The following is a 22,853-nucleotide window of genomic DNA, read 5'->3' as shown; positions in this document are numbered from 1 at the left end:
GTGCGAGTGTGTGTGATCGGTGCCGGTCTGTCGGGGTTGGCCGCGGCCCGTGCCCTCAACGACCGTGGCATCGAGTTCGTCTGCCTGGAGAAGGCTCCCGACGTCGGGGGGATCTGGCGTCAGCCGCAGGCGGGTGAGCGCGGCCCGGGGTATCAGTCGCTGCACCTCAACACGGCCAAGCAGCTGACCTGTTACGCCGACTTCCCGATGCCGTCGTCGTACCCCCTCTACCCGCGGCACAGCGATGTCGCCGCCTATCTGCGGTCGTTCGCCCAGTGGGCCGGGGTGCTGGACCGTGTCGAGCTGTGCACCGAGGTGGTCTCGGCGCGCCAGGACGCGGACGGCCTGTGGACGGTCGTCAGCCGGGTGGCGGACGGAGAGGTGACGTCACGGCGGTTCGAGCACGTGATCGTCGCCTCGGGACACCACAGCGAGCCCGCGCTGCCCGACCCCCTGCCGCCGGGCGCCGCCTCCTTCACCGGAACGATCCTGCACTCCCTGGACTACCGCGACGGCAGCGACTTCGCCGGACGGCGTACCGTCGTCGTCGGCCTGGGCGCGTCGGCGGTGGACATCGCGGCGGACCTCTCCCGGCACGCCGCGCAGACCGTCCTGTCGGTGCGCCGGGGGTTGCACATCGTGCCCAAGCAGCTCTTCGGGATGTCGGTCGACGAGATCGCCGACGCGCCCTGGTGGTCCGCCATGTCCTTCGCCGAGCAGCGTCGCTTCGTGGAGCAGGCCCTGCTCGTGGCGCGGGGCAGGCTCGCCGACTACGGGCTGCCCGAGCCCGACCATCCGGTCTTCTCCTCGGCGGTGACCCTCTCGGACGAGATCCTGAGCCGCATCCGGCACGGCGCGGTGACCCCCAAGCCGGCGATCGACTCCTTCGACGGCAGCCGGGTCGTCTTCACCGACGGCACCGCCGTGGAGGCGGACACGGTCGTCTACTGCACCGGTTTCCGCATGACCTTCCCCTTCCTGCCCGCGGGCTGCCCGCTGGGGCCGGACGGCTCGGTGGAGCTGTACCGGCGGGTCGTCCCGGCCGGCCGGTCCGGGCTGTACTTCGTGGGCCTGGTGCGGCCCGTGGGCGCGATCACCCGGCTGGTGGAGGCCCAGGCGCACTGGGTGGCGCGGGTCATCGACGGCGAGGCCGCGCTGCCCGGGGCGGACGAGATGCGCGAGGAGATCGGCGCGTACCTCGACGGGATCGCCCAGCGCTACGGCAGGACCCAGGGTGCCTCGATCCAGGTCGACGTGGGCCCGTACCTGAGCGAGTTCCGCGAGACGCTCAACGTGTAGCCGCCCCGCGGGCCACGCGTTCCCTGCGCGCCGAGGGCCCCTCGGTGGCGTCCACCGCGGGGCCCTCGGCGTCGACGGGCGCTTCGCTCAGCGCACCGCCACGGCGTCCCGGGTCTCCCGGGCGGCCGGTGGCCTGACCGCGTACGCCTCCGAGGAGAGGTACGCCGTCACCCGCGGCGCGCGGTCCTGCTGGTGGGCCAGCGCCAGGTAGGCGATCAGGCCCACGCCGTCCTCCGGCCGGCGCCCGGTGACGGCGGCCAGGGCCCGGCCGAGCACGGGGCTGTCCACGCCGTACCGGCGCAGCACGCTCACGCCCCGCGCGAGGGCCTCCCCGTCGTGCCGGGCGTAGTCCCGGACGGGGATGTGCAGGGTGAAGCCGCTCGGCCGTGCCGTGCCGGTGTCGGTGAAGGAGTGGCACGTCAGGCCGGGCCGCCCTGCGAGGCGGGCCACCCGGGTGGCGGCGCCCGCGGCCGTGAGGAAGAAGTCCTCGACGCCGGCGGGGTGGGGACCCGGGTCCATGCGGGACAGCCGCCCGGCCTGCCCGGCCGTCAGGTTGTCGTGCCGCAGGTAGACCTTCACCCGGGGCTCCTCCCAGTCGCCCAGGTCGAGCGCGACGAACGGGTACCCGTCGGCGGCGGGGAGCGTCGCGAAGGCCTGCCGGTGCCCCAGCCGGTACAGGGCTTCGCGCACCGTCTCGACGGTGCGCTCCGGCCCGGAGGCGGCCGGGTTGAGGTACACCTTGACCTTGGGCACGCCGCCGGGCCGCAGCTCCAGCGCGCACCACAGGGCCAGCGGCCCGTGCGGTGCGCGCGGCAGGAACAGGTCCCGGACCGCGTCGAGCGGGCCGGTCGTGAAGTTCCAGCGTTTCGCCATCGCCCGCACCGTCTCGAGTCCGACGCGGCCGTTGTGAGCCAGGCTGTCTGCGCCGCAGCCGGGTTCCAGGAGCACCCGCAGGGCGGGGGCCGCGCCCGGCTGGAAGGAGAGGGAGAACTCCACCGGGGTGTGGTCGTCGGACAGGAAGGTGCGGTTGGGAGGCGGCAAGGCCAACGTCCGGTCTCCCGACGCCCCCAGAGTGTCCGTCAGGACGCGTGCGTAGGTGTCGATGTCGGTCTCGGACAGGCCCGCGACCAGGCCGAGTCTTCGCAACTGACCGCTCGTGAGGGCGCCGAGGGTTCCGGTGCCCGGCAGCCCGCCGATCGTGGACCCCCCCGTCACAGGCCTGTCCTTCGTCGCAGGCGCACAAGACGATACCCGCCCGTTCGGGCGGGTATCGGGGAGATCGGCGACGGGGAAGCGGCGTTCGTGGATATGTGGTCCACGACACCTCCTTTTACTCGTGAGCAACTTCGAACCGCGTGCTCACTACCCGTGCCGTTGAACGTTTATGCGATAACGCCTGGTTGGGCGGGTGTTGCGGATATCACCGTGTGAGCCAGTTGAGGAACTGGCTCCACATGCCCCCTCGTTCGGGTGTGCGTGCCGGGCCGGCCGTGGCCTCCCGCGCGGCTGCTTCCGGACCGCTCCGAGGGAAGGAGCGCCGGTTCGGCTGCGCCGGGGTGAAGCGGGCCGGGAGGGTGGCGAGGGCGCGGTTGAACGGGCCCGGCCGCCAGGTCAGGCTGTCCTCGGGGACGGCGAGTTCCAGGTCGGGCAGCTCGTTGAACAGGTTCTCGACGGCGGTGACGGTGATGTGCCGGGCCGGTTCCTTGGAGGGGCAGGCGTGCGGGCCCGCGCTCCACGCCAGGTGGGCGCGGTTGCTGCCGGCCTGCCGGGCGGCCTGGAGTGCGGGCCCGGTGTTGGCCGCGGCGAAGCTGACCAGCACCAGGTCGCCCGACTGCAGCTGGTGCCCGGCGAGTTCGACGTCGTCGGCCGGGTAGTGCGGTGCGTAGTTCGACATGGGAGGGTTCTCCCACAGGGTGTCGTCCAGGGCCTCGTCGATCAGGCCGCCCTCCCGGGCGTACCGGTCGTGGGTGAGCAGCCGGTGCAAGGTGTTCCCGATGAGGTTGCGCAGCGGTTCCGCGCCGGCTCCCAGCAGCAGCGCCAGCTGGTGGACCATCTCCTCGTCGGTGAGACCCACCGGGTGCTGCATCAGCCAGGAGGTCACGTCGTCGCCCGGCTTGCCGCGCTTGAGCGCGACGAGTTCGCCCGCGGCCTCGAACAGCACCTCGGTGGCCTTCTCCGCGTTGACCCCGTCGAACATTCCGGAGATGCCGAACAGCACCCGGTCGCCGATGCCGGCGGGGCAGCCGAAGAGTTCGTTGAACACGAACAGCGGCAGCTGCTTGGCGTAGTCACCGAGCAGGTCCGCCGAACCGCGGGCGGCGAACTGGGAGATGAGGTAGCCGGAGATCTGCTCGGTGCTCCGGGTCAGCCGCCGGGTGTCCACGCGCGCCATGCTGTCGGTGACGGCCTGCCGAAGCCGGAGGTGGTCGGCGCCGTCGGAGAACATGCAGTTGTTCCGGTGGGCGAGCAGCGGCACGACCGGGCTGTCGGGGCTGACCTTGCCCTCGTTGAAGGCCCGCCAGCGGCGCGCGTCCTTGCGGAAGGTCCCGGAGTTCTGCAGCAGTTGCAGAGCCGCCGCGTAGTCGGTGACCAGCGTCGCCTCCACACCGGGGGCGAGTTCGACGGGTGCGGCGGGCCCGTAGTGGCGCAGGTAGTCGTAGTACGCCTGGGGGGCGGCGGCGAACTCCGGCCCGTACAGCGGCACCCGGCCGCCGGAGCCGTGGGCAGGGCAGCCGGGCGGGGGCACCGGGACCGTGTCGTGAGCGTCCATGTTGTTCTCGGTTCCTAGCGGGTGTGGTCCAGCAAGTAGCGGACCAGAGTGGTCAGTGCGGCGGCCGAGGACCTCTCGTCGCGGGCGTCGCAGGTGACGACGGGGGTGTCGTCGAGCAGGTCCAGTGCCTCACGCAGCGCCGCCTCGTCGCGCAGCGGGGCGCCGTCGAAGTGGTTGACGGCGATGGCGTACTCGAGTCCGTACTGCTCGATGAGGTCGATCACCGGGAAGGAGTCCGCCAGCCGTTCGGGGTCGACCAGCACCAGGGCGCCGAGCGCGCCGCGGGCCATGTCCTCCCACATCTGGACGAAGCGCTGCTGGCCGGGCGTGCCGAAGAGGTAGAGCACGACGCGGTCGCTGATGGTCAGGCGGCCGAAGTCCATGGCGACCGTGGTGGTGGTCTTTCCCTGGACCCCCTTGAGGTCGTCGACCGCCTCGGCGGCCTGCGTCATCGTCTCCTCGGTGGACAGCGGCTCGATCTCCGAGATGGACCCGATGAGGGTCGTCTTGCCCACGGCGAAGTGCCCGACGACGAGGATCTTGACCGCGGTCTGGGTCGCTCCGCCGCGCACGTAGGCGCGCTCATCCAAACTTGGCGCGGAGACCATTGAGCACCTCCTCCAGGATCTCCTTGTCCGCCAGGCGGGCACGGGCCACCGGCGGGCGGGTCGTGAGGTAGCCGCCGTCCATGAGGGAGGCCAGCAGGATCCGCACCACGCCCAGCGGCAGGTGGCTGTGCCCGGCGATCTCGGCGACCGAGAGGTAGCCGGCGGAACAGAGGTCGAGCAGGTTCTGTTCCTCGGGTGACAGCCGGGTCGGCCGCTGCGCGTGATCGGCGGACGCGGTGACGAGGGTGATGAGGGAGAGCTGCTCGTCGTCGGGCAGGCCGCGCCCCTTGGTGATGACGTACGGCCGGACTAATTCCGCGGCTTCCGGCTCCCAGCCGTCGTGGCCGGTCATGAGCGGGCGCCGAGGTTCTCGCGCGGCGGTGTGGTCAGTCGCTTGCCGAGCTGGGCGACGAGTTGCTGCATGCGGAAGGTGATGTCCGCCATGTCGACCTCGGGAGAGGCGGAGACACCGAGGTAGGCGCCCTCGCCGGCGGAGATCAGGAACACCCAGCCGCCGTCGAACTCGACCAGGGTCTGCCGCCAGGCCTGGTGCGGGTCCTCACAGAAGAAGGCGAGCGTCCGGCTGAGCGACTGCACGCCGCTCATCGCGGCGGCGACCCGGTCGGCGTCGTCCTTGTCGAAGTCCTGCGTCCGGGCCATCAGCAGACCGTCGGCGGATATCAGGACCGCGTGCAGGGCCCCGGGAATCTCCAGGGCGCTGTCGAGCATCCATGACAGATCGTCGTTCACGAGACTCCATGTCCTTCGCTGCTTGCACCAGGTGTTCTGCTCGTCCGGTCCGGGTCCTCCGGCCGGCCGGCCCGGCCGGACTGCGTGCCCCGCTGGAAGGCACCCATGATCTGTGCCTGCTCGGATTCGGAGCGGCCCGCGGGGCGCGGGGCCGAGGTGTTGCCGGGCACGATGGCCATCGGCCGCTTGCGCCGCCGCCGGGGCAGACCGTCACTGGTCCGGGACGGGGCGAGGGCGGCTTCCGGCCCGCCGTCCAGGACCGGCCGGGCCGTTCCCTGGGCGGCCGGGGCCGGCTTCTTCTCCGGCATGGCGGTGAGCAGTTCGTGCGGCAGCAGCACGACCGCGCGCACGCCGCCGTAGGGGGAGGAGGAGTCCACCGACACCTCGAAGCCGAAACGCTCGCACAGCAGTCCGATGACCGCGAAGCCGAACTGCGGAGGGTTGCCGAGCCCCGCCACGCCCGAGGCACGCTCGCTGGCGAGCAGCTTCTCGGCGCGGGTGCGCTCCTCGTCGCTCATGCCGACACCGGCGTCGTCGACGACGACGCAGATGCCCTTGGGCACGGTGCGGATGTTGATCTCGACGACGGTGTCCGGGCTGGAGTAGCTGGTGGCGTTGTCGAGGAGTTCGGCGAGGGCCAGGGCGACGGGTTCCACGGCGCGGCTGGTGATGCCGAAGTCGACCTGGGAGAGGATCTCCACCCGCCGGAAGTGGCGGATCCGGCCCTGGGCGCTGCGGACGACGTCGTACACGGAGGCGGTGTCGCGCCGGCCGCCCAGCCATCCGTCGCACAGCACGGCGATGGACTGGGCGCGCCGGCCGAACTGCGAGTTGGTGTGGTCGATCTCCAGCAGGTCCTGGAGCAGGGCGGAGTCGCCGTACTTGGTCTGGAGCCGGGTGAGGACCAGCTGCTGTTCCGCGGCCAGGCCCTGGAGGGTGCGCATGGCGGACTTCAGGACGGTCTTCGTCTCGTCCTCGGCCCGTTCCTGGGCCGCCTGCACGGACTTCCCGTAATCGTTCTCCAGCTCCGTGTAGTGGTCCTTCAGTCCCCGCACTTCCTGCCGCAGTGCTCGGGCCGCCCTGCGCTGACGGCTGATGAGCACGGCGGCGGCGACGAGGGCGACGAGCAGGACCCACACCAGTGGGTTCCCTGTGTATTCCGTCATAAGACTCTCTTCAGGCGACTGACGGCTTGCTGAATTCCCGTCCGTGCGGGCGGCCCGGCGGACCGCCCGCACCGGCTTTCCGCCCGGGCCGTCCCTGAAGTCGGGGATGCCCTCTTTCACCCATCCGCCCGCTCCGCAAAACGCGGTGATCGTATCATCGCCGGATCTTGTGAATTTACGTCAAGAACTGTGCGTGCAGGACCGGTTGGGGATCGTCGGGGATCGCGTCGCCTGCGATGGGTACAGTCGGCCGCGTGACTGATGCACAGGAAACCTTCCGGCGCGGCGACCGGCCGGTCCCGGACGGTACGGCGTGACGCCGGAGGCCATGGCGGCGGTGTTCACCGCGGGCGTCGGGGCCGGGGCGGTCAACAGCGTCGTCGGTTCGGGGACGCTGATCACCTTCCCCGTCCTGCTGGCGGCCGGGCTGCCACCCGTCACCGCGACGGTGTCCAACGCCCTCGGGCTCATCCCCGGTTCCGTCAGCGGCGCCATCGGCTACCGCGCCGAACTGCGCGGCCAGCGCCGGCGCGTGCTGAAGCTGGGCACCGGCGCCCTGATCGGGGGACTCGCCGGGGCCACGCTGCTGCTGTCCCTGCCCGCCGACGCGTTCGAGACCATCGTGCCGGTCCTCGTGGGACTCGCCCTCGTGCTGGTCGCGTTCCAGCCCCGGCTCAGCACCCTGGTGCGCCGGCACCGCGAACGGACGGGCGACGTCGCCCGGCGCGACGGCGGCCCGCTGCTGTTCGGCGGACTGACGCTGGCCAGCGTCTACGGCGGGTACTTCGCCGCCGCGCAGGGGATCATCTACCTGTCCTTGATGGGCATGCTCCTCGACGAGCCCCTGCAGCGCCTGAACGCCGTGAAGAACGTCCTGGCGGCCGTCGTCAACTCCGTCGCCGCGCTCTTCTTCCTCTTCGCCGCGGACTTCGACTGGACGGCCGTCGTGCTCATCGCGGCCGGCTCCGGGCTCGGCGGCTACGTCGGGGCCAAGGTGGGCCGCCGCTTCAGCGCCGCGGTGCTACGGGCCCTCGTCGTGGTGATCGGTACCGTCGCGCTCGTCCAGCTGCTGCGCTGACCGGCCCCGCGGGTCGCACGCCCGCAGGTACGCCAGGACCCTGGGGTGGGTATCGCCCTCAGGCGGCCTCCTCACCGTGCTCCTCGTCCGCCAAGTCCCGGGCCATAACGGCGCGTTATGGAAAGCCGGTAGTGGCGGTGCCGACGCGCCGACCGGGATGCTGGGGCGCCCCCACACACCCCACGCGCCACGGTGCGTGTCGTCGGAATCGAGGAGCCTTGCGAACAACCAGAATCGTCCCCGCCGTCCTGGCCGCCCTGCTGTCCGTTCTCGCCCTCGCACCAGGAGCCTCCGCCGCACAGCAGCGGCCCGGCACCGGCGGACCCCAGCCGATCATCGGCGGCGGGTACGCGCAGAACGCCCCCTGGGCAGCCCGGCTCTTCTCCAACGGCGCCGAGACCTGCACCTCGACCATCATCTCCCCCGACTGGATCCTGACCGCCAAGCACTGCGTCGGCGGCGGTGGACTGGCCTTCCGCATCGGCAGCCTCGACCAGCGCTCCGGCGGCACGGTGGCGAACGGCGTGCAGACGACCACCCACCCCTCGGCCGACCTGGCGCTGGTCCGGCTGGACCGTTCCGTCTCCGCCTCCTACGCACGGCTCGGGCAGCCGGGCACGGTGCGGGTGGGTCAGACCGTGCAGGTCTACGGCTGGGGCGCCACCTCCCGGTGCGGCTCGGAGATCAACTGCCAGTCCCCGTACCTGAAGGTCGCCGACGTCAGCGTGACCAACGGCTGCTACGACGCCTCCTACGGTTCGGCGATCTGCGCGCGTCCCGTCGACGGCATCACCGCCGGCGGCGACTCCGGCGGCCCGATGATGACAGGCGGCGTCCAGGTCGGGGTGGCCTCGACCAGCGACCGGCAGACCACGACGGCGTACACGAACGTCACCGCCTACCGCTCGTGGATACGGTCCATGGCGGGCGTCTGACCACTCCCCCTCCGACCACTCCCCCTCCTCTCCGCGCCCGCCCTCGCCGACGGGGGCGGGCGTCCAGGGAGCGGACGCCACGACGGAAGCATGGTGGATGCATTTACCGTGCTCGGTGAACGACGGCGTCGCGAGCGGAGGAGCTCCTGCATGACCGGGCAGACGGCACAGACCCACGTGAACGGTCCCGAGGCGGCCGTGCTCCGCCTCGAGGACGTGAGCGTACGACGCCTCACCACGGACCAGCTGATCCTCGCCGGGATCGACTGGACGGTCCGTCCGGGAGAGCACTGGGCCCTGCTGGGTGCCAACGGGGCCGGGAAGACGACGCTGCTGCGGCTGCTCGGCGCCCTGATGCACCCCACGACCGGGAGCGTGGAGGTCCTGGGCAGCCGGCTCGGCCGTGTGGACGTGCGGGAGCTGAGGGCCCGCATCGGCCACGTCACCTCGGCCCAGCGGGTGCCGCAGGACCTCACCGCCCACACGGTCGTGCTGACCGGTCACAGCGGCACGGTGCAGCCGTTGTGGCGGACGTACGACGACGAGGTCCGGGTCCGCGCCCACGACCTGCTGACGGAACTGGGCATCAAGGAGCTGACGGACCGGCCGTACGGCGTCTGCTCCGGCGGGCAGCGGGCGCGCATCCTGATCGCCAGGGCGCTGATGGCCGATCCGGCGCTGCTGCTCCTGGACGAGCCGTTCAACGCGCTGGACCTGCCCTCCCGCGAGGACCTCGTGGAGGCCATGCACCAGCTGGCCGAGGGGCGCCCGCACCTGGCCACCGTGACGGTCACCCACCATCTGGAGGAGCTGTTCCCGGCGGTCAGCCACGCCCTGCTGCTGCGGGAGGGCCGGATCCTGTCCCGGGGGCCGGTGGACGCGGTCCTGACCGACCCCCTGCTGACCACGTGCTTCGGCCGCGACATCACGGTGGCCCGGCGCGACGGCCGCTGGTCGGCCTGGTCGGGCCGGCGGACCGAGGCGTAGGCGGTCCCCCACTGGTGGGCGATGCGCGGCGCGGCGGGGGAACCGCCCGCAGCAGTTCCCAGAGCGGACGTGAGCCGGACGCCCATACGGCGAGTGTCCGGCGGTCGACGACGTGGAGCCGTTGCTGCTTGGCGAAGGTCACGGCCGGGCCGGTCACCCGGCCGTTGGTGACGATGACCGCGACGTCCGCGCCGTGCACCTGCCGGGCCGTTCCGTTGAGTACCTGCAGGTCAGGTGTGCCCACCGGTGAGCCTTGAGCGCCGTTGCGGCGGTGCTTGCACTGGATCACCCAGCGCCGTCCGAACGGGTCGGTGGCCTTCACGTCCGCGCCCAGATCGCCGCGGCCGCCCACCCGCTGGGCATCGCGGCAGCCGTCGCGCTGCATCAGGTCGCGGCCTTCGTCGGAGCAGGGTGGCCGTCCGCCGCGTGAGCCTTTGCGTACGCTGGCGGCCACATGTTGGTGAGCGCGTCCCAGTCGATCTCACCTGCCTTGTCGGCGGCGGCCTGGACTTGCTGGAGCAGAAGCTCCCACGTTCCGTCTGCGGACCACAGCCGGTGGCGTTCGTAGACGGTCTTCCACGGACCGAAGCGTTCTGGCAGGTCACGCCACTGCACGCCGGTCCGGACCCGGTGCAGGATCCCGTCGTTCACCTGCCGGTGATCCGCCACCGGCCACCATGACCGTTGCTGACCGGCAGAAGCGGCCGCATCCGTTCCCACTCGACATCCGCCAGACGCCCTCGCGCCGACGACCCGGACACGGGCCAGTCACATGATCGGCCGAACAAACCCCAGTGCCTGTGCAGGTCCCACTTTGCGATGCTTGTGGCCGGTCCCGGGACGTGTGACTCAGCAATGAGGGAGAACGGCATGGAGCCATGGGAACTCCACCGCGCAGTCGAGGCAGGGCGGGCGACTGCTTCGGAGCTGGGCCTTCAGGTCGACGATGCGATCGTCATGCACAACTCGGACCGCGTCGCGCTGCGCCTGGTCCCTTGCGATGTTCTGGCTCGGGTCGCGCCGTTGGGGCAACTGGCTGATTCCGAGTTCGAAGTAGAGGTTGCTCGCCGTCTCGCCGACGTTGACGCGCCGGTGGCTGAGCTCGAGCGTCGGGTCGAGCCCCTGGTCTATGTGCGTGACGCCTTCGCCGTCTCCCTCTGGGCCTACTACGAACCGGTGGGATCAGAGATCGCGCCGGCCGACTACGCAGACGCGTTCTTGTGGCACCACGCCGCCCTGCGGCAGATCGATCTGGACGCACCGCACTTCTCCGATCGCGTCGCCGTGGCACTGAGAGAGGTGAACGACCGGGGGCAGTCTCCCGAGCTATCCGATGCTGACCGGGCACTCCTCACCGACACGCTCAGTGGACTGAGCGCCGCGATCAGCACCGAAAGAGCCGGCGACCAGCTTTTGCACGGTGAGCCTCACCCGGGCAACCTCCTGAACACGAGGAGAGGGCCGCTTTTCGTGGACCTCGCCACCTGCTGCCGCGGGCCGATCGAGTTCGACCTCGCCCATGCGCCCGAAGACGTGGGAAAGCATTGTCCGGGGGCTGACCACGACTTGGTCCACCGATGCCGCGCCCTGAACTGGGCGATGTTCTCCACCTGGCGCTGGCGCCGGGACGACCAGATGCCCGACCGGAATCACTGGAGAGTGGAGGGCCTCAACCAGGTTCGTGCTGCACGCGACCGCTGCGGACTGGGCTGAACGTGAGACAGGGGGGCGGCTGTGTCCCGGTCCGCTGCACCGTGCGCGGCATCCCGTCACGGTGCAGCGGTCGAACTCGGCCAGCCTGAGGAGTCCCTCGCCCCGTATCCACGTCAACGACCCGGACGGATGCGTCCCATGACCGACCGAACAAGTCCTGACTGCGGAACAGTGGTCTTCGCGTTGAGGTACAGCAGCGGCCGACCGTGGTAAACCGCGGGTGGCGGCCCCATAGGTTGCGCCTATACAGGGCATCGATTTTTCGTCGTGGACCTCCCCGCATGTGACCGGCTTCACTGACCCGTTAGTTAGGGCGGTGTCGGTCGGGCCCGGCGCCGCAAGACATCGTCGTCGTGGCCGTCCGCATGGGACCTGCTCGTGGCGCGTCGGTGATGTTCAGCCGTGCCTGGATGGAGGTTGCAATGACGCACACCCCGGATGAAGCCGTGGGCGGCACCGGCGTGGTGAGGGCCAAACCCTGGTACCGACAGCTCTACGTACAGGTCCTGGCGGCCATCGTCGTCGGTATCGTGCTCGGTTGGCGGTGGCCGGATCTGGGCACTTCGATGGAGCCGATCGGTACGACGTTCGTCACCGCCATGAAGATGCTCATCGGCCCGATCGTGTTCCTGACCATCATCGGTGGTATCGCCGGGGTCGCGGATCTGAAGAAGGTGGGCCGCACGGGAGTCAAGGCGCTCGCCTACTTCCAGATCGGCACCGTCGTGGCGATGGCGGCGGGCCTCGTGGCCATCAACCTCTTCCCGCTCGGCAAGGGCGTGCACGCCGACGTGGGCGAGTTGGACACTTCCGGGGACGCCGGCCAGTACATCGAGAAAGGCGAACACCAGCACTGGTGGGAGTTCTTGACCAACCTGGTCCCTGACAGCTTCTTCGGCGCATTCGTCGACGGGGACATCCTTCAGGTCATCTTCCTGGCCGTGCTCTTCGGCATCGCGCTGAAGATGGTGGGCAAGGCCGGCGAGCCGATCATCGCGTCCGTCAACCGGCTGACCGAGGTCGTCTTCACAGTTCTGGCGTTCGTGATGAAGGCGGCCCCGCTGGGCGCCTTCGGCGCGATGGCCTTCGCAATCGGCAAGTTCGGACTGTCCACCCTGACGAGCCTCGGCTCGCTGATCCTGCTGTTCTACGCCACCTCGGTCCTCTTCGTGGTGGTCGTACTCGGGGCTGTGCTGGCCGCCTACGTGAAGCTCAACATCTTCCAGCTGCTGCGGTACTTCAAGGAGGAGCTGCTGCTGGTGCTGGGTACCTCGACGGCCGAGCCGGCGCTGCCGGGGTTGATGCGCAAGCTGCAGTTCATGGGGGTCGACCGGCCCACCGTCGGCCTCGTCGTGCCGACCGGCTACAGCTTCAACCTCGACGGCGCGGCGATCTACCTCTCCCTTGCCACCCTCTACATCGCCCAGGCCACCGACACGCCGCTGTCCGTGGGCCAGCAGCTGGGCCTGCTCGCCGTGATGCTGCTGACGTCCAAGGGCGCGGCCGGCGTTGCCGGTGGCGGGTTCATCGCCCTGACCGCGACGCTGTCCACCGTCGGCCATGTCCCCGCCGCGGGCATCATGCTCGTCTTCGGCATCGACAAGTTCATGTCCGAGTGCCGGGCCATCGTCAACTTCTGCGGCAACGCGGTCGCCACCCTGTTCGTCGCGCGCTGGGAGAACGGACTGGACTTCGAACGGGCTCGCAGTGTGCTGGCCGGACAGCCCGTGGAGGACCTGCCCGAACCGGGGGCGGTACAGGACAGGCCTGAACAAGACGGAGCGATGTCACTGCGGAAGGAACGAGACGCCGCGAGCCCGGATGAACGGAGCGCCGGCCAGCGGAGCCCGGGACCAAGCCCGGCCGGCGACATGCCCCCCGCCGTGCCTTCGCGGCCGGCCTGAGGGGCGAACCGGCTTCCCTGCCCGAGCCGGGTCACCGTCCCCCCGCTCGATAGGCTGAACCTATAGCACGAGGCAGAGGAGGCAGAGTGGACGCCCGGCAGTTGCAGTACTTCCTCGCCATCGTGGAGCACGGCGGTTTCAGCAAGGCCGCCGCCGCGCTCCACGTGGCGCAGCCGTCGTTGTCCCAGGCGATGGCCAATCTGGAGGCCGATCTGGGGGTCTCCCTGTTCCACCGCATGGGCCGGGGCGTAGTCCTGAGCGAGGCCGGTGCCCAACTCCTCGAGCCGAGCCGCCGCGTCCTGCGCGACCTGGCCGCCGTGCGGGCGCGAGCGGCCGACCTGGCGGGGCTCGGCCGCGGCACGGTCGAGGTGGCCGCCATGCCCTCACCGGGCATCGAGCCGCTGACCACGCTGATCCACCGGTTCGCCGAGCTGCACCCGGCCGTCACCATCAACACGCAGGCGGCCTTCACCCCGGAGGAGACCATCGACCTGGTGCGCAACGGGGCCTGCGAGCTGGGGCTGCTGGGAGCCGCCCGGCCGGTGACCGCGACCGGCATCGCGGTCCTGCCGGTGGAGGAACAACCGTTCGTCGTCGTGACCGCGGCCGACGCGGGCTTCGAGGAAGGCGACGTCCTGAGCCCGGAGGACCTGGCCGGGCACAAGCTGATCGCTTCCCGTCCGGGAAGCCTGATGCGGACCATCGTCGACGACATCACGGCCCGCAGCGGGAGCACGGAGATCGTCGCCGTCGTGGACCACCGCACCTCCATCCTCCCGCTGGTGCTCACAGGCGTGGGCGTCGCCGTGCTACCGGCTGCCTGGACCCGATTGGCCCGCCGCTGTGGACTGGTAGTCGCCTCCCTCGCACCGACCGCCCACCTCCACGTCGCGATGATCAGCCTGCCCGACCACCTCACCCCCGGGGCGCGGGCCTTCCTCGATCTGACCCGCGCACTGGCCGCACGACGGGGGCACGACCCCCAGGCATGACGGAACGCCACTGCCACTGCCACTGCCACTGCCACTGCCACTGCCACTGCACCAATCGGCCATCCCTATGAGTCGTATCGAAAGCACGTCTTGGACGCACGGCGCTGCCGACCGGTTGACTCGAGAGCACACCAGATCAGCACTCGATCACCCTTCGCCCTGCCCGGCTGAGCACGGGCGCTGTCCAAGAACCGGAGGCCCCCGTGCCCGAGACCCGAACCTTCCGTATCGCGGCCATCCCAGCCGACGGCGTCGGCGCCGAGGTCGTCGCGTCAGGACGCGCCGTCCTGGACGCCCTCGCAGGCCCCTCCGAAGGAGCCTTCGCCTTCGCCTGGCAGGAGTTCGACTGGGGCAGCGACTACTACGCCCGCACCGGGAAGATGATGCCCGACGACGGCCTGGAGCAGCTCAAAGACTTCGACGCCATCTACTTCGGTGCCGTCGGCTGGCCCACCGTGCCCGACCACATCAGCCTGTGGGGACTGCGCCTGAAGATCTGCCAGAGCTTCGACCAGTGGGCCAACGTCCGCCCCGTGCACTTCTTGCCAGGCATCACCAGCCCCCTGCGCAAGGCCGACGACACGCACCTCGACTGGGTCGTCGTCCGCGAGAACAGTGAGGGCGAATACGCCGGGCTCGGCGGCCGCAACCTCTCCGGCCGCGGTCCCGGCGGCGAAGTCGCCGTACAGTCCGCCCTGTTCACCGAGGTCGGCTGCGAGCGCATCATCCGCTTCGCCTTCGACCTGGCACGCACCCGCACCCGCCGCAAGGTCTCCTCCGTCACCAAGAGCAACGCCCAGCAGTACGGCATGGTCCTGTGGGACGACGTCTTCAAGCGCGTCGCAGCCGACTACCCTGACGTGGAGACCGAGAGCGTGCTCGTGGACGCGATGTCCGCGAAGTTTGTCCTGCACCCCGAGGATCTGTCGGTCGTCGTGGCCTCCAACCTCAACGCCGACATCCTTTCCGACCTCGGCAGCGCTCTGGCCGGGAGCCTCGGCCTGGCGGCCAGCGCCAACCTCAATCCCGAGCGCCGCTTCCCCAGCATGTTCGAGCCCGTCCACGGCTCCGCCCCCGACATCGCCGGACAGGGCCTGGCCAACCCCATCGGCGCGGTCGGCAGCGCCGCCCTGATGCTCGACCACTTCGGCCTGCCCGACCAGGCCGCCCGACTGAACAAGGCCATCGAGACGGTCACCGGTGCCGGCATTCTCACCCGCGACGTCGGCGGTGGCGCCACCACGGATGACGTCACCCAAGCCCTCATCGACGCGCTGAACACCTGAGACGCCGCCTCGACGGCGACACCTCTGAGCACCCCGGTCCGCACTCACGTCGCGCCGACGGACCGGGCGTACCGTGCCGGGCTCCACCTCGGAGCCCGGCACGGCCGGTGTGGGGAGGAGTGCGCCGGGGGTGGCGTATGAGCGGAGCATGTGGCCGACGAGGCGGCGCCGGGTATCGGGGTAGGCGATTCCGGCGGCGTGAGGAACTGCCGATCGGATCCAAGCGGCCCGGACCCGAGGCTGACGCCCGCCTGCTGCACCGCCTGATCGCTCCCCTCGACCTGGACGAGCATTCGGTCGTCACCGCGCCGGCTCGCCCTTCAGGTGGTGCGGGCGGGGGCCCTGCGCCATCTCGCCCGGCTCTGGAACCGCCCCCCGTGTCGGTGTCCGGGGCCGCTGTGGTCCTCGCGAAGAAGGCGTGGTCGGATGCGTTCCAGGCACGTCCTGGCTTCTTCAAGTACCCGCAGGATGCTCGTGCTCTCCGACTCGGCGGTCGGCGTCGACCGCCTCGAACGGAGAATGGAACGCCAGGTGAGGTGCTCCCGGTAGGCCCCGCAGGCTGCCGTGTCGAGCGCGATATCTCGCGCCTGAGCACGCTGGTTGGCGATGGACGGAGTGCCGGGGCTCATTATGGGCAGGCGGGACGGTGGATCAGCGTCGGCCTGGCCCCGGAGCAGAAGGGTCGTCTCGTGTTCGAGGAGTTCGCCACCAGGACGGTGCCCACCAGTGAGGCGTCCGTCTTCGTTCGGTACGGGGGCGAGGGCCCGCCTCTCCTGTTGTTGCACGGCCACCCGCGCACGTCGGCGACCTGGCACCGGGTCGCGCCCGTCCTGGTGCGGCGCGGTTTCAGCGTCGTCTGCCCGGACCTGCGTGGGTACGGGCGCTCTCGCGGCCCGGCGCCGGCTGCGGATCATGTTCCGCACTCCAAGCGCGCCGTGGCCAGGGACATGATCGAGGTCATGCGGACGCTCGGGCACGAGCGCTTCGGTCTAGTCGGCCACGACCGGGGGGTTGCCGTGGCACTCCGCATGGTGCTGGACCACCCCTCGGCGGTGACCCGGGTGGCATTCGTGGACGGTCTGCCCCTGAGTGAGCACCTGGCCCGTGCGGATGCCCGGTTCGCCACCGCGTGGTGGCACTGGTTCTTCTTCGCTCAGCCGGAGATCCCCGAACGCGTCATCAACGCCGACCCCGACGCCTGGTACCGCGGCGACCCCCAAGTCATGGGGCAGGAGAACCACGACGAGTGGCGCAGCGCCACCCGCAATCCGGACGTCGTCCGCGCCATGCTGGAGGACTACCGCGCCGGGCTCACCGTGGACCGCCGGCACGAGGAGGCGGACCGCGCCCGGGGCACGCGGATCGACTGCCCCGTCCTGGTCCTGTGGTCGCTGAGGGACGACCTGGAAGACCTGTACGGCGACCCGCGCGTCATCTGGCGCGACTGGGCCGGCGACGTCCGGGGCCACGGCATCGACGCCGGTCACCATGTGGCCGAGGAGGCCCCCGGCCCGCTCTCCACCAGCCTGGGCGACTTCTTCAACGCCTGACGCTGCCTTGCTCCGCCGCCGGAGAGGCCCCCCTCCCGGCCGAGATTTTCGCCCTCCGGTAGCGCACCTCTGCGCACACGTAGTAGAGGCTCGGCCACGGCGCCTCCAATGGTCGCCTGGGAGATGCGCAGGGCGCTCCCAGACTGCCCCGCCGCACCGTTTGGCGCCCGTGACGCCACGGAAGGAGAAGCGGCTACGGAGCCCGTTCAGTGCCTTGCTGCGCCCCATGCGAGGGACCAGGCCACACGCCTGCGTACGGTTGGCACGCTGTCGGGCGGGGACCCCGCCGTATCTTGGCTTTCGCCGGGCTGACGCCCCCTCCCGGCGGCTCGCCCACCAGCGGCCGGTCGCCGCCGACGTACCCTCGCGGAGTGCGGTCGGTCGCCTTATGGCCTGCAGCGCGAGGCGATCGGCGACTCACCCGCCTGCTCGCGCCCCGGGGGCGGCACCGCGGTGGCGACCCTCACTGCGTGCCGATGGCGTACGTGGTGCCGTCGGCGACGGCCCGGAGTTTGTCCGGGTTGGCCACGTTGTGGAGCGCGGTGATACGGCCTTCGGTGTCGAAGTCGAAGGTGAGGGTGGCGATCACGCGTCCCGGCCCGCTGAACACCATGCCCGGCCCGCCGTTGATCTCGACGAGTTCGGCCTTCATGTCGGCGGGCTCGACGCCCTGGTAGGCGACGGTGCCGATGGCCGCGAACCAGGTGGCCACCGTGGTGGCGCCCACCACCGGGCGCAGGGCCTGGCGGACCTTGCCTCCGCCGTCGGTCCACAGGGTGACGTCCGGGGAGAGCAGTTCCATCAGGGCGTTGACGTCCCCGCCCGTCGCGGCGGCGAAGAACCGCTCCGTGACCTGGCGCTGCCGTGAGCGGTCGGCGGCGAAGCGCGGGCGCCGGGCCCGTACGTGCTCGCGGGCCCTGTGCGCGGCCTGCCGCACCGCGGCTTCCGAGCGCTCCACCGCCTCGGCGATCTCGGCGTGGCTGAAGTCGAAGACTTCCTTCAGCACGAACACCGCACGCTCCAGCGGGCTGAGCGTCTCCAGCACCACCAGCATGGCCATCGACACCGACTCGGCGTCCGTGACGGCCTCGGAGGCGTCCCCGCCGGTGAGGATGGGCTCGGGCAGCCACGGCCCCACGTAGGTCTCGCGCTTGTGCCGGGTGGAACGCAGCCGTTCCAGGGCCACATTCGACACGATCCGCGTCAGGTACGCCTTGGGGTCGGCCACCTGCGCGCGGTCCGCGGCGGACCACTTGAGCCAGGCGTCCTGGACCGCGTCCTCGGCGTCGGCCGCGCTGCCGAGGAGGCGGTAGGCCACGGAGAACAGCAGCCGCCGGTGCTCGTGGAAGACCTGCTGGTCGGGGTGGTCGGTCAGGTTGGTCACCGGGCCTCCCGGATTCGGGTGTAGCGGCCCCCGCGGGGCCAGAACGCGCCCGAGGCGGGCATCTTCTTCATGCGGCCGTACGTCGGCCAGGGCGAAGCGGTCACCACCTCCTTGTACCGGACGGCCGTGCGTCCGGTCAGGCAGAGTCGGCGCGGACTGTCGTCGGGCCGCGTGAACTGCACCACAGCATCGGCGCGTCCCAGGCTCACCGGCGTGTGGTAGTAGCCGAAGCGGAACGGCTTGGGCTTCTTGCCCCTGAGTACGCGGTCGATCGTCAGTGCTGCGTGCACCCCGGTCGGCATGCCGCCCTGGCAGGTGCCGTGCATGACGCCGTACCCTTGGCGGACGGCGGCCGCGTCACCGACCGCGAACACCTCGGGGTGGGACACCGACCGCAGCGCGGCGTCGGTGACGATGCGTCCGCGGTCATCGACGGCCAGCCCGGCGGCGGCCGCCAGCGGCGACATGTGCGTGCCGCTCGTCCACAGGACCGCGTCGGCGGTGATGCTCTCTCCGCCCGCCAACTCGACTGCGTCGGGCAGCACCTTGGCCACCTCGACCCCGGCACGCACCTGGACGCCCAGACGGTCGAGCGCCGCCTGTACGTACGCCTTGGCCTTGGCGTTCAGGGTCGCACCGGGCTCGGCCCGGCCCAGCAGCACGACGTTCAGCTCAGGGTGCCGCTCAGCCATCTCCGCGGCCGACTCGATGCCCGTCAGCCCGCTGCCGGCGACCACCACGGTGCCGCTGCCGAGCCGCCGCAGTCGGTCGGCCAGCAGCTCGGCGTCCTGAGCGCTGTTCAGGGTGTACGCGTGGTCCTCGGCCCCCGGCACCGCGGACGTGGAGGCCACCCCGCCCAGCCCGTACACCAGCGTGTCGTAGTGCAGGACCCGGTCGTCCTCGATCCGCACGGTCCTGGCGTCCGCGTCCACCGCGGTGACCCACCCGCGTACGAACTGCGCGCGCGTGCCCTTCAGCAGCTCCGGGATGCTCAGCTCGGCGAGTCGCTGGCCGGTCGCCGTCATGTGCAGCCGCATGCGCTCGGTGAACCGTTCCTGCGCGTTCACCACGGTCACCTGCAGGCCCTCGTGCCGGTTGCTCCGGGCCGCGAACTGGACGGCCGCGGCCATGCCTGCGTATCCCGCCCCCAGGATCACCACGCGGTGCGCGGCCGCCGTACCGGTCTTCTGCCCTGCGCTCATCGTTCGTCCTCCTCGGCTCGCTTACTGACGCCCACCAGATGGGAGCAGGCAGCCGGAACGTGACATGGGCCGGATGTGATGCGCGACACAGCACGACCTCCTCGTCGACGTGCTCAGTCGTCCTCTCCGTCCCTCCCGCCTTCCAGCCCGCGCAGCAGCTCGGGCAGGGCCGTCCCGATCGGCTCCCGGACGACTTCTTCGGCGAGCTCGTCGTACGGGGTCGGCTCAGCGTTGACGACGACCAGGCGGGCGCCGTGGTCGGCGGCCACACCGGCGAGTCCTGCCGCAGGCTGCACCTGGAGACTGGTTCCGACGGCGATGAACACCTGGCACGCCTTGCTGATGGCGGCCGCCTCGCCCAGCACCACCGGGTCGAGCCGCTCGCCGGACATCACCGTCGCCGGCTTCAGGATGCCGCCTACGTTCGGGGCATCGTGCCAAGTACAGCTGAGTGGTTCGACCAGTGGACAGGGCGCGCTGTGCTTGTTGCAGCGCCTCTGTTCAGCGCGGTTGGACGAGTGCTGTTCACGTAGATGCCGCAGAGCGACGAGCGGAGCACAGTGCTCGGTCGACGAGAGCGGTAACGTCTTGTATCTGCCGCGTGGCGGTGCTTTCATCGCCCGGCCGGCTGTGCAAGGAGACTGTGACGGTGGTCCCGCCGTCCGGAGTCGTGGCAGGCCACACCAGGTATCCGAATCCGTCGCCGCTGTGTCCCCAATACCCGCCGCCGCAGGGCAGCGGTGTCCAGAACAGGCCGAGCCCGTCGCGCGTGTCCGGTGGGAAGCCGCGGTCGGCGGGGACTTCGACGGTCCGCTGCATCTCAGCCAGCTGTGCGGGGGCCAGAAGCCTGCCCTGTACCAGTGCTGTGATGAACCTGCTGGTGTCCGCGGCTGTGCTGATCATCGACCCGTCGGCGTCGGCGTCGAAGGGAAGGTAGGCGACCGTGGTGTCGGTCAGGGCACCACCCGGCTCGAACTGCTGGTAGTCGCGGGCATGAGGGCCGGGCAGGAACGGCCAGTTGCCAGGTGTGAGAGTGCGGGTGAGCTGCAGCGGACGAATAATCCTGGTCCGGACTTCGTGCTCCCACGAATGGCCCGTGACAGCCTTGATGACCATGCCGAGGAGCACGTAGTTGGTGTTGGAGTACGCCCAGCCGGTATCCGGTGCGAAAGACGGCCGGTGCTTCATCGCGAGGGCCACACGTTGCCGGGAGGTGTAGGTGGTCCAGCGGTTCGCGCGGTACCCGGCCGCGCTGAGATCAGGGACGACGTCGCCGATGTAGTCGGGGAGCCCGCTGGTGTGTTGAAGTAACTGGCGCAGCGTGACGCGGCGCCCGTCATTGCCGTGGCCGTGGACCAGGCCGGGCAGCCACGTGTCCACCGTGTCGTCCAGCGACAGGTGGCCTTCACCGGCGAGCTGGAGCAGTACGGTCGCCACGAACGTCTTGGTGGTGCTGCCGATCCGCAGGTAGCCGCTCGTGGCCACAGGCTGGCCGGTGCTCGGATTACTGACCCCGCTACGGACGGCCCATACTCCGTGGGGCGTCTCCAGTCTCACCGATACGCCTGTGGTGCCGTCGTCCCTCAGTGCGTCGGCATCACGCTGCAGTTGAGACAGGCGATCGGGGGCCGCCGCTCCGGATCCTGCCGGAACGAGCAACGCCAGAACGGCGACAGCGAGCACGAGCACTGTCCGGCGACTGGTCCGACTCCGCATGATCGACATGAGACGACGCTAGGACCGACACGTCCGGCGAACCATCCGGCCAACCAGAGGTGCCACGGTCGGGTTCTCCCCAGTGTGCCGGCTGATGCTGTCTGGACCGTCCTCAACCTGCCACGGCTCATGGACATCCGCCGGCTACACCGACTGGTCACACGAAGTCAGACCATGAAGAAGCTCAGTAGGTGCCTTTGAACTCTGGTCGTGAGGTGTGAGAAGCCTCTTACCGGCTGAGCAGCCCGGCCAGGGCTTCCCACACATCCGTGACAGTGCGATCGTGAGAGGTCGTTCTCCGGTGCGAAGCCACTGGCGCCTGCGCCGGGCCACCGACTACGCCCGTTGCAACGACGGGTGGGCAACGCAACGGACCGTCGCCACCATCAGGTGATCCGGGTCGCCGGCCTCGTGGGCGCCTGGCTTGGTCTCTCCCTGGGCCGAACCGGTGCAGGGTGCCGGACTCACGGCTGGCTGACCGTGAGGAGCGATTTGATCGCGCGGCGCTCGTCCATGGCGGCGTAGGCGTCGGCGATGTGGTCGAGGTCGGTGGAGTAGTCGAAGACGCGTCCAGGATTGATCGTTCCGTCGAGGACGTGCTGCAGCAGTTCGGGGATGTAGTGGCGGGCGGGGGCGACGCCGCCCTTGATGCCGACGTTCTTCCAGAAGAGGGTCTGGTACTCGAACTTCTCGTAGAGCGGGACGCCGACGGCGCCGATCATGCCGCCGGCGCGGACGATGCCGGCGGCGGTCTCGATGGACTGGTCAGTGCCGACGCATTCGAGCGCGGCGTCGACGCCGGCGCCGTCGGTGAGGCCGAGCACGGCCATGACGGCGTCATCGCCGCGGTCGGCGACGATGTCGGTGGCGCCGAACTCTCCCGCGACCGCTTGCCGGTCGGCGTGACGGCTCAGCGCGATGATCCGACCGGCGCCGAGGAGCTTGGCGGCCAGCACGGCGGACAGGCCGACTGCGCCGTCACCGACGACGGCGACGGTGTCGCCCTGCTTGACGCCCGCGCTCACGGCGGCGTGGTAACCGGTGCACATGACGTCGGAGAGTGCGGTGAAGGAGGCGAGCTGGGTGTCGGTGAACCCGTCGGCGGGCGCGGGGACCTTCACGAGGGTCGCGTCGGCGTAGGGTGCGCGGACCTTCTCGCCCTGGCCGCCGTCGCTCTCGCCGTCGCCGAAGGCTCCTCCGTGCTCGCAGTTGGACTCGAATCCGGCCCGGCATGCGGGGCAGGTGCCGTCGTTGTAGGTGAAGGGGGCGATGACGAAGTCGCCTACCGCCAGGGTCTGCACGTCCTCGCCCACCGCCTCGACGACGCCGACGTACTCGTGGCCGATGCTGCCCACCTTGTGGGGGCTGATGCCGCGGTAGTACCAGAGGTCGGAGCCGCACACGCAACTGCGGACGACGCGGACGACGGCGTCGGTCGCCTCCTGGACGGTGGGCTCAGGGCGCTCCCCCGGCTCGATGTGCTTCTCGCCTCGGAAGATGGCTGCCTTCATGA

The 22,853-nt window shown here is 70.5% G+C and carries 19 protein-coding genes and 3 pseudogenes; 9 read left to right on the top strand and 13 right to left on the bottom strand.

Annotation, left to right across the window (positions count from 1 at the left end; translation table 11 throughout):
* Positions 1–1,299 (top strand): FAD-dependent oxidoreductase, encoded by a 1,299-nt coding sequence (locus tag ACGF3H_RS17040; RefSeq protein ID WP_362498024.1) that lies wholly within the window; start codon positions 1–3, stop codon positions 1,297–1,299.
* 87 nt (positions 1,300–1,386) lie between these two features.
* Here ACGF3H_RS17040 and ACGF3H_RS17035 read toward each other — a convergent pair whose 3' ends face one another.
* From ACGF3H_RS17035 to ACGF3H_RS17010, 6 genes are all read right to left on the bottom strand, one after another.
* Complete coding sequence (locus ACGF3H_RS17035) at positions 1,387–2,514, bottom strand: tryptophan dimethylallyltransferase family protein (RefSeq protein WP_362498021.1); 1,128 nt, start codon at positions 2,512–2,514, stop codon at positions 1,387–1,389.
* A gap of 205 nt (positions 2,515–2,719) precedes the next feature.
* Positions 2,720–4,069 carry a cytochrome P450 gene (locus ACGF3H_RS17030; protein WP_362498018.1) on the bottom strand — a complete coding sequence of 450 codons (1,350 nt, stop codon included), beginning with the start codon at positions 4,067–4,069 and terminating at the stop codon, positions 2,720–2,722.
* Between the two features lie 14 nt (positions 4,070–4,083).
* Positions 4,084–4,677 carry an ATP/GTP-binding protein gene (locus ACGF3H_RS17025; protein WP_362498016.1) on the bottom strand — a complete coding sequence of 198 codons (594 nt, stop codon included), beginning with the start codon at positions 4,675–4,677 and terminating at the stop codon, positions 4,084–4,086.
* Positions 4,652–5,029, bottom strand: a complete 378-nt coding sequence (locus ACGF3H_RS17020; protein ID WP_362498013.1) for a DUF742 domain-containing protein — start codon at positions 5,027–5,029, stop codon at positions 4,652–4,654. Before ACGF3H_RS17020 ends, ACGF3H_RS17025 begins: the two co-directional genes overlap by 26 nt.
* Positions 5,026–5,427, bottom strand: coding sequence for a roadblock/LC7 domain-containing protein (locus ACGF3H_RS17015; protein WP_161164406.1), 402 nt, complete (start codon positions 5,425–5,427; stop codon positions 5,026–5,028). Before ACGF3H_RS17015 ends, ACGF3H_RS17020 begins: the two co-directional genes overlap by 4 nt.
* A complete protein-coding gene (locus ACGF3H_RS17010; protein ID WP_362498011.1) occupies positions 5,424–6,593 on the bottom strand; it encodes an ATP-binding protein in 1,170 nt (389 codons plus the stop codon). The genes ACGF3H_RS17015 and ACGF3H_RS17010 overlap by 4 nt, the downstream gene beginning before the upstream one ends.
* Before the next feature lie 328 nt (positions 6,594–6,921).
* Here ACGF3H_RS17010 and ACGF3H_RS17005 point away from each other — a divergent pair, with 328 nt between their 5' ends.
* From ACGF3H_RS17005 to ACGF3H_RS16995, 3 genes are all read left to right on the top strand, one after another.
* Positions 6,922–7,671 carry a sulfite exporter TauE/SafE family protein gene (locus ACGF3H_RS17005; protein ID WP_362498192.1) on the top strand — a complete coding sequence of 250 codons (750 nt, stop codon included), beginning with the start codon at positions 6,922–6,924 and terminating at the stop codon, positions 7,669–7,671.
* A 218-nt stretch (positions 7,672–7,889) separates the two neighbouring features.
* The gene (locus ACGF3H_RS17000; protein WP_362498008.1) at positions 7,890–8,606 is read left to right on the top strand and encodes a trypsin-like serine protease; all 717 of its coding nucleotides are present in this window, start codon (positions 7,890–7,892) and stop codon (positions 8,604–8,606) included.
* Positions 8,607–8,756: 150 nt separating this feature from the next.
* A complete protein-coding gene (locus tag ACGF3H_RS16995) occupies positions 8,757–9,593 on the top strand; it encodes an ATP-binding cassette domain-containing protein (protein ID WP_362498006.1) in 837 nt (278 codons plus the stop codon).
* Here ACGF3H_RS16995 and ACGF3H_RS16990 read toward each other — a convergent pair.
* Together ACGF3H_RS16990 and ACGF3H_RS16985 are read right to left on the bottom strand one after the other, a co-directional pair.
* Positions 9,532–9,996: pseudogene (locus tag ACGF3H_RS16990) on the bottom strand (restriction endonuclease); the annotation flags it as partial. The gene ACGF3H_RS16995 and the pseudogene ACGF3H_RS16990 sit on opposite strands and share 62 nt — an antisense overlap.
* Before the next feature lie 17 nt (positions 9,997–10,013).
* Positions 10,014–10,303: pseudogene (locus tag ACGF3H_RS16985) on the bottom strand (transposase); the annotation flags it as partial.
* Positions 10,304–10,463: 160 nt separating this feature from the next.
* Between ACGF3H_RS16985 and ACGF3H_RS16980 the strand changes: the two are divergent.
* From ACGF3H_RS16980 to ACGF3H_RS16960, 5 genes are all read left to right on the top strand, one after another.
* Positions 10,464–11,306 carry a phosphotransferase gene (locus tag ACGF3H_RS16980; protein ID WP_362498005.1) on the top strand — a complete coding sequence of 281 codons (843 nt, stop codon included), beginning with the start codon at positions 10,464–10,466 and terminating at the stop codon, positions 11,304–11,306.
* Positions 11,307–11,728: 422 nt separating this feature from the next.
* Positions 11,729–13,210, top strand: coding sequence for a C4-dicarboxylate transporter DctA (gene dctA / locus ACGF3H_RS16975; protein WP_362498189.1), 1,482 nt, complete (start codon positions 11,729–11,731; stop codon positions 13,208–13,210).
* 86 nt (positions 13,211–13,296) lie between these two features.
* Complete coding sequence (locus tag ACGF3H_RS16970; RefSeq protein WP_362498003.1) at positions 13,297–14,202, top strand: LysR family transcriptional regulator; 906 nt, start codon at positions 13,297–13,299, stop codon at positions 14,200–14,202.
* Positions 14,203–14,405: 203 nt separating this feature from the next.
* Positions 14,406–15,488 carry a tartrate dehydrogenase gene (locus ACGF3H_RS16965; protein WP_362498002.1) on the top strand — a complete coding sequence of 361 codons (1,083 nt, stop codon included), beginning with the start codon at positions 14,406–14,408 and terminating at the stop codon, positions 15,486–15,488.
* 689 nt (positions 15,489–16,177) lie between these two features.
* Complete coding sequence (locus ACGF3H_RS16960; protein WP_362497999.1) at positions 16,178–17,038, top strand: alpha/beta hydrolase; 861 nt, start codon at positions 16,178–16,180, stop codon at positions 17,036–17,038.
* Positions 17,039–17,501: 463 nt separating this feature from the next.
* Here ACGF3H_RS16960 and ACGF3H_RS16955 read toward each other — a convergent pair whose 3' ends face one another.
* From ACGF3H_RS16955 to ACGF3H_RS16935, 5 genes and pseudogenes are all read right to left on the bottom strand, one after another.
* A complete protein-coding gene (locus ACGF3H_RS16955) occupies positions 17,502–18,422 on the bottom strand; it encodes an RNA polymerase sigma-70 factor (RefSeq protein ID WP_362497997.1) in 921 nt (306 codons plus the stop codon).
* A complete protein-coding gene (locus ACGF3H_RS16950; RefSeq protein ID WP_362497996.1) occupies positions 18,419–19,624 on the bottom strand; it encodes an FAD-dependent oxidoreductase in 1,206 nt (401 codons plus the stop codon). The genes ACGF3H_RS16955 and ACGF3H_RS16950 overlap by 4 nt, the downstream gene beginning before the upstream one ends.
* 113 nt (positions 19,625–19,737) lie before the next feature.
* Positions 19,738–20,163, bottom strand: a pseudogene (locus ACGF3H_RS16945) (NAD-dependent deacetylase); the annotation flags it as partial.
* Entirely contained in the window at positions 20,150–21,349 is a 1,200-nt protein-coding gene (locus ACGF3H_RS16940; RefSeq protein WP_362497995.1) for a serine hydrolase domain-containing protein, read from the bottom strand. The pseudogene ACGF3H_RS16945 and the gene ACGF3H_RS16940, both read right to left, overlap by 14 nt.
* A 455-nt stretch (positions 21,350–21,804) precedes the next feature.
* Complete coding sequence (locus tag ACGF3H_RS16935) at positions 21,805–22,851, bottom strand: zinc-binding dehydrogenase (protein WP_362497993.1); 1,047 nt, start codon at positions 22,849–22,851, stop codon at positions 21,805–21,807.
* Positions 22,852–22,853 lie beyond the last annotated feature (2 nt).

The sequence above is a fragment of the Streptomyces sp. NPDC048185 genome (genome assembly GCF_043202495.1).
In the GTDB taxonomy this organism is placed as follows: Bacteria; Actinomycetota; Actinomycetes; order Streptomycetales; family Streptomycetaceae; genus Streptomyces.
Note: the sequence above shows the minus strand (reverse complement) of the source record. Positions and strands in the feature narration are given on the sequence as shown.

Bases quoted from the DNA above. Each gene is read 5' to 3' on its own strand.
- ACGF3H_RS17030 (WP_362498018.1), bottom strand. From the start codon at position 4,069: ATGGACGCTCACGACACGGTCCCGGTGCCCCCGCCCGGCTGCCCTGCC.
- ACGF3H_RS17025 (WP_362498016.1), bottom strand. From the start codon at position 4,677: ATGGTCTCCGCGCCAAGTTTGGATGAGCGCGCCTACGTGCGCGGCGGA.
- ACGF3H_RS17020 (WP_362498013.1), bottom strand. From the start codon at position 5,029: ATGACCGGCCACGACGGCTGGGAGCCGGAAGCCGCGGAATTAGTCCGG.
- ACGF3H_RS17010 (WP_362498011.1), bottom strand. From the start codon at position 6,593: ATGACGGAATACACAGGGAACCCACTGGTGTGGGTCCTGCTCGTCGCC.
- ACGF3H_RS17005 (WP_362498192.1), top strand. From the start codon at position 6,922: ATGGCGGCGGTGTTCACCGCGGGCGTCGGGGCCGGGGCGGTCAACAGC.
- ACGF3H_RS16995 (WP_362498006.1), top strand. From the start codon at position 8,757: ATGACCGGGCAGACGGCACAGACCCACGTGAACGGTCCCGAGGCGGCC.
- ACGF3H_RS16980 (WP_362498005.1), top strand. From the start codon at position 10,464: ATGGAGCCATGGGAACTCCACCGCGCAGTCGAGGCAGGGCGGGCGACT.
- dctA (WP_362498189.1), top strand. From the start codon at position 11,729: ATGACGCACACCCCGGATGAAGCCGTGGGCGGCACCGGCGTGGTGAGG.
- ACGF3H_RS16950 (WP_362497996.1), bottom strand. From the start codon at position 19,624: ATGAGCGCAGGGCAGAAGACCGGTACGGCGGCCGCGCACCGCGTGGTG.
- ACGF3H_RS16940 (WP_362497995.1), bottom strand. From the start codon at position 21,349: ATGTCGATCATGCGGAGTCGGACCAGTCGCCGGACAGTGCTCGTGCTC.
- ACGF3H_RS16935 (WP_362497993.1), bottom strand. From the start codon at position 22,851: ATGAAGGCAGCCATCTTCCGAGGCGAGAAGCACATCGAGCCGGGGGAG.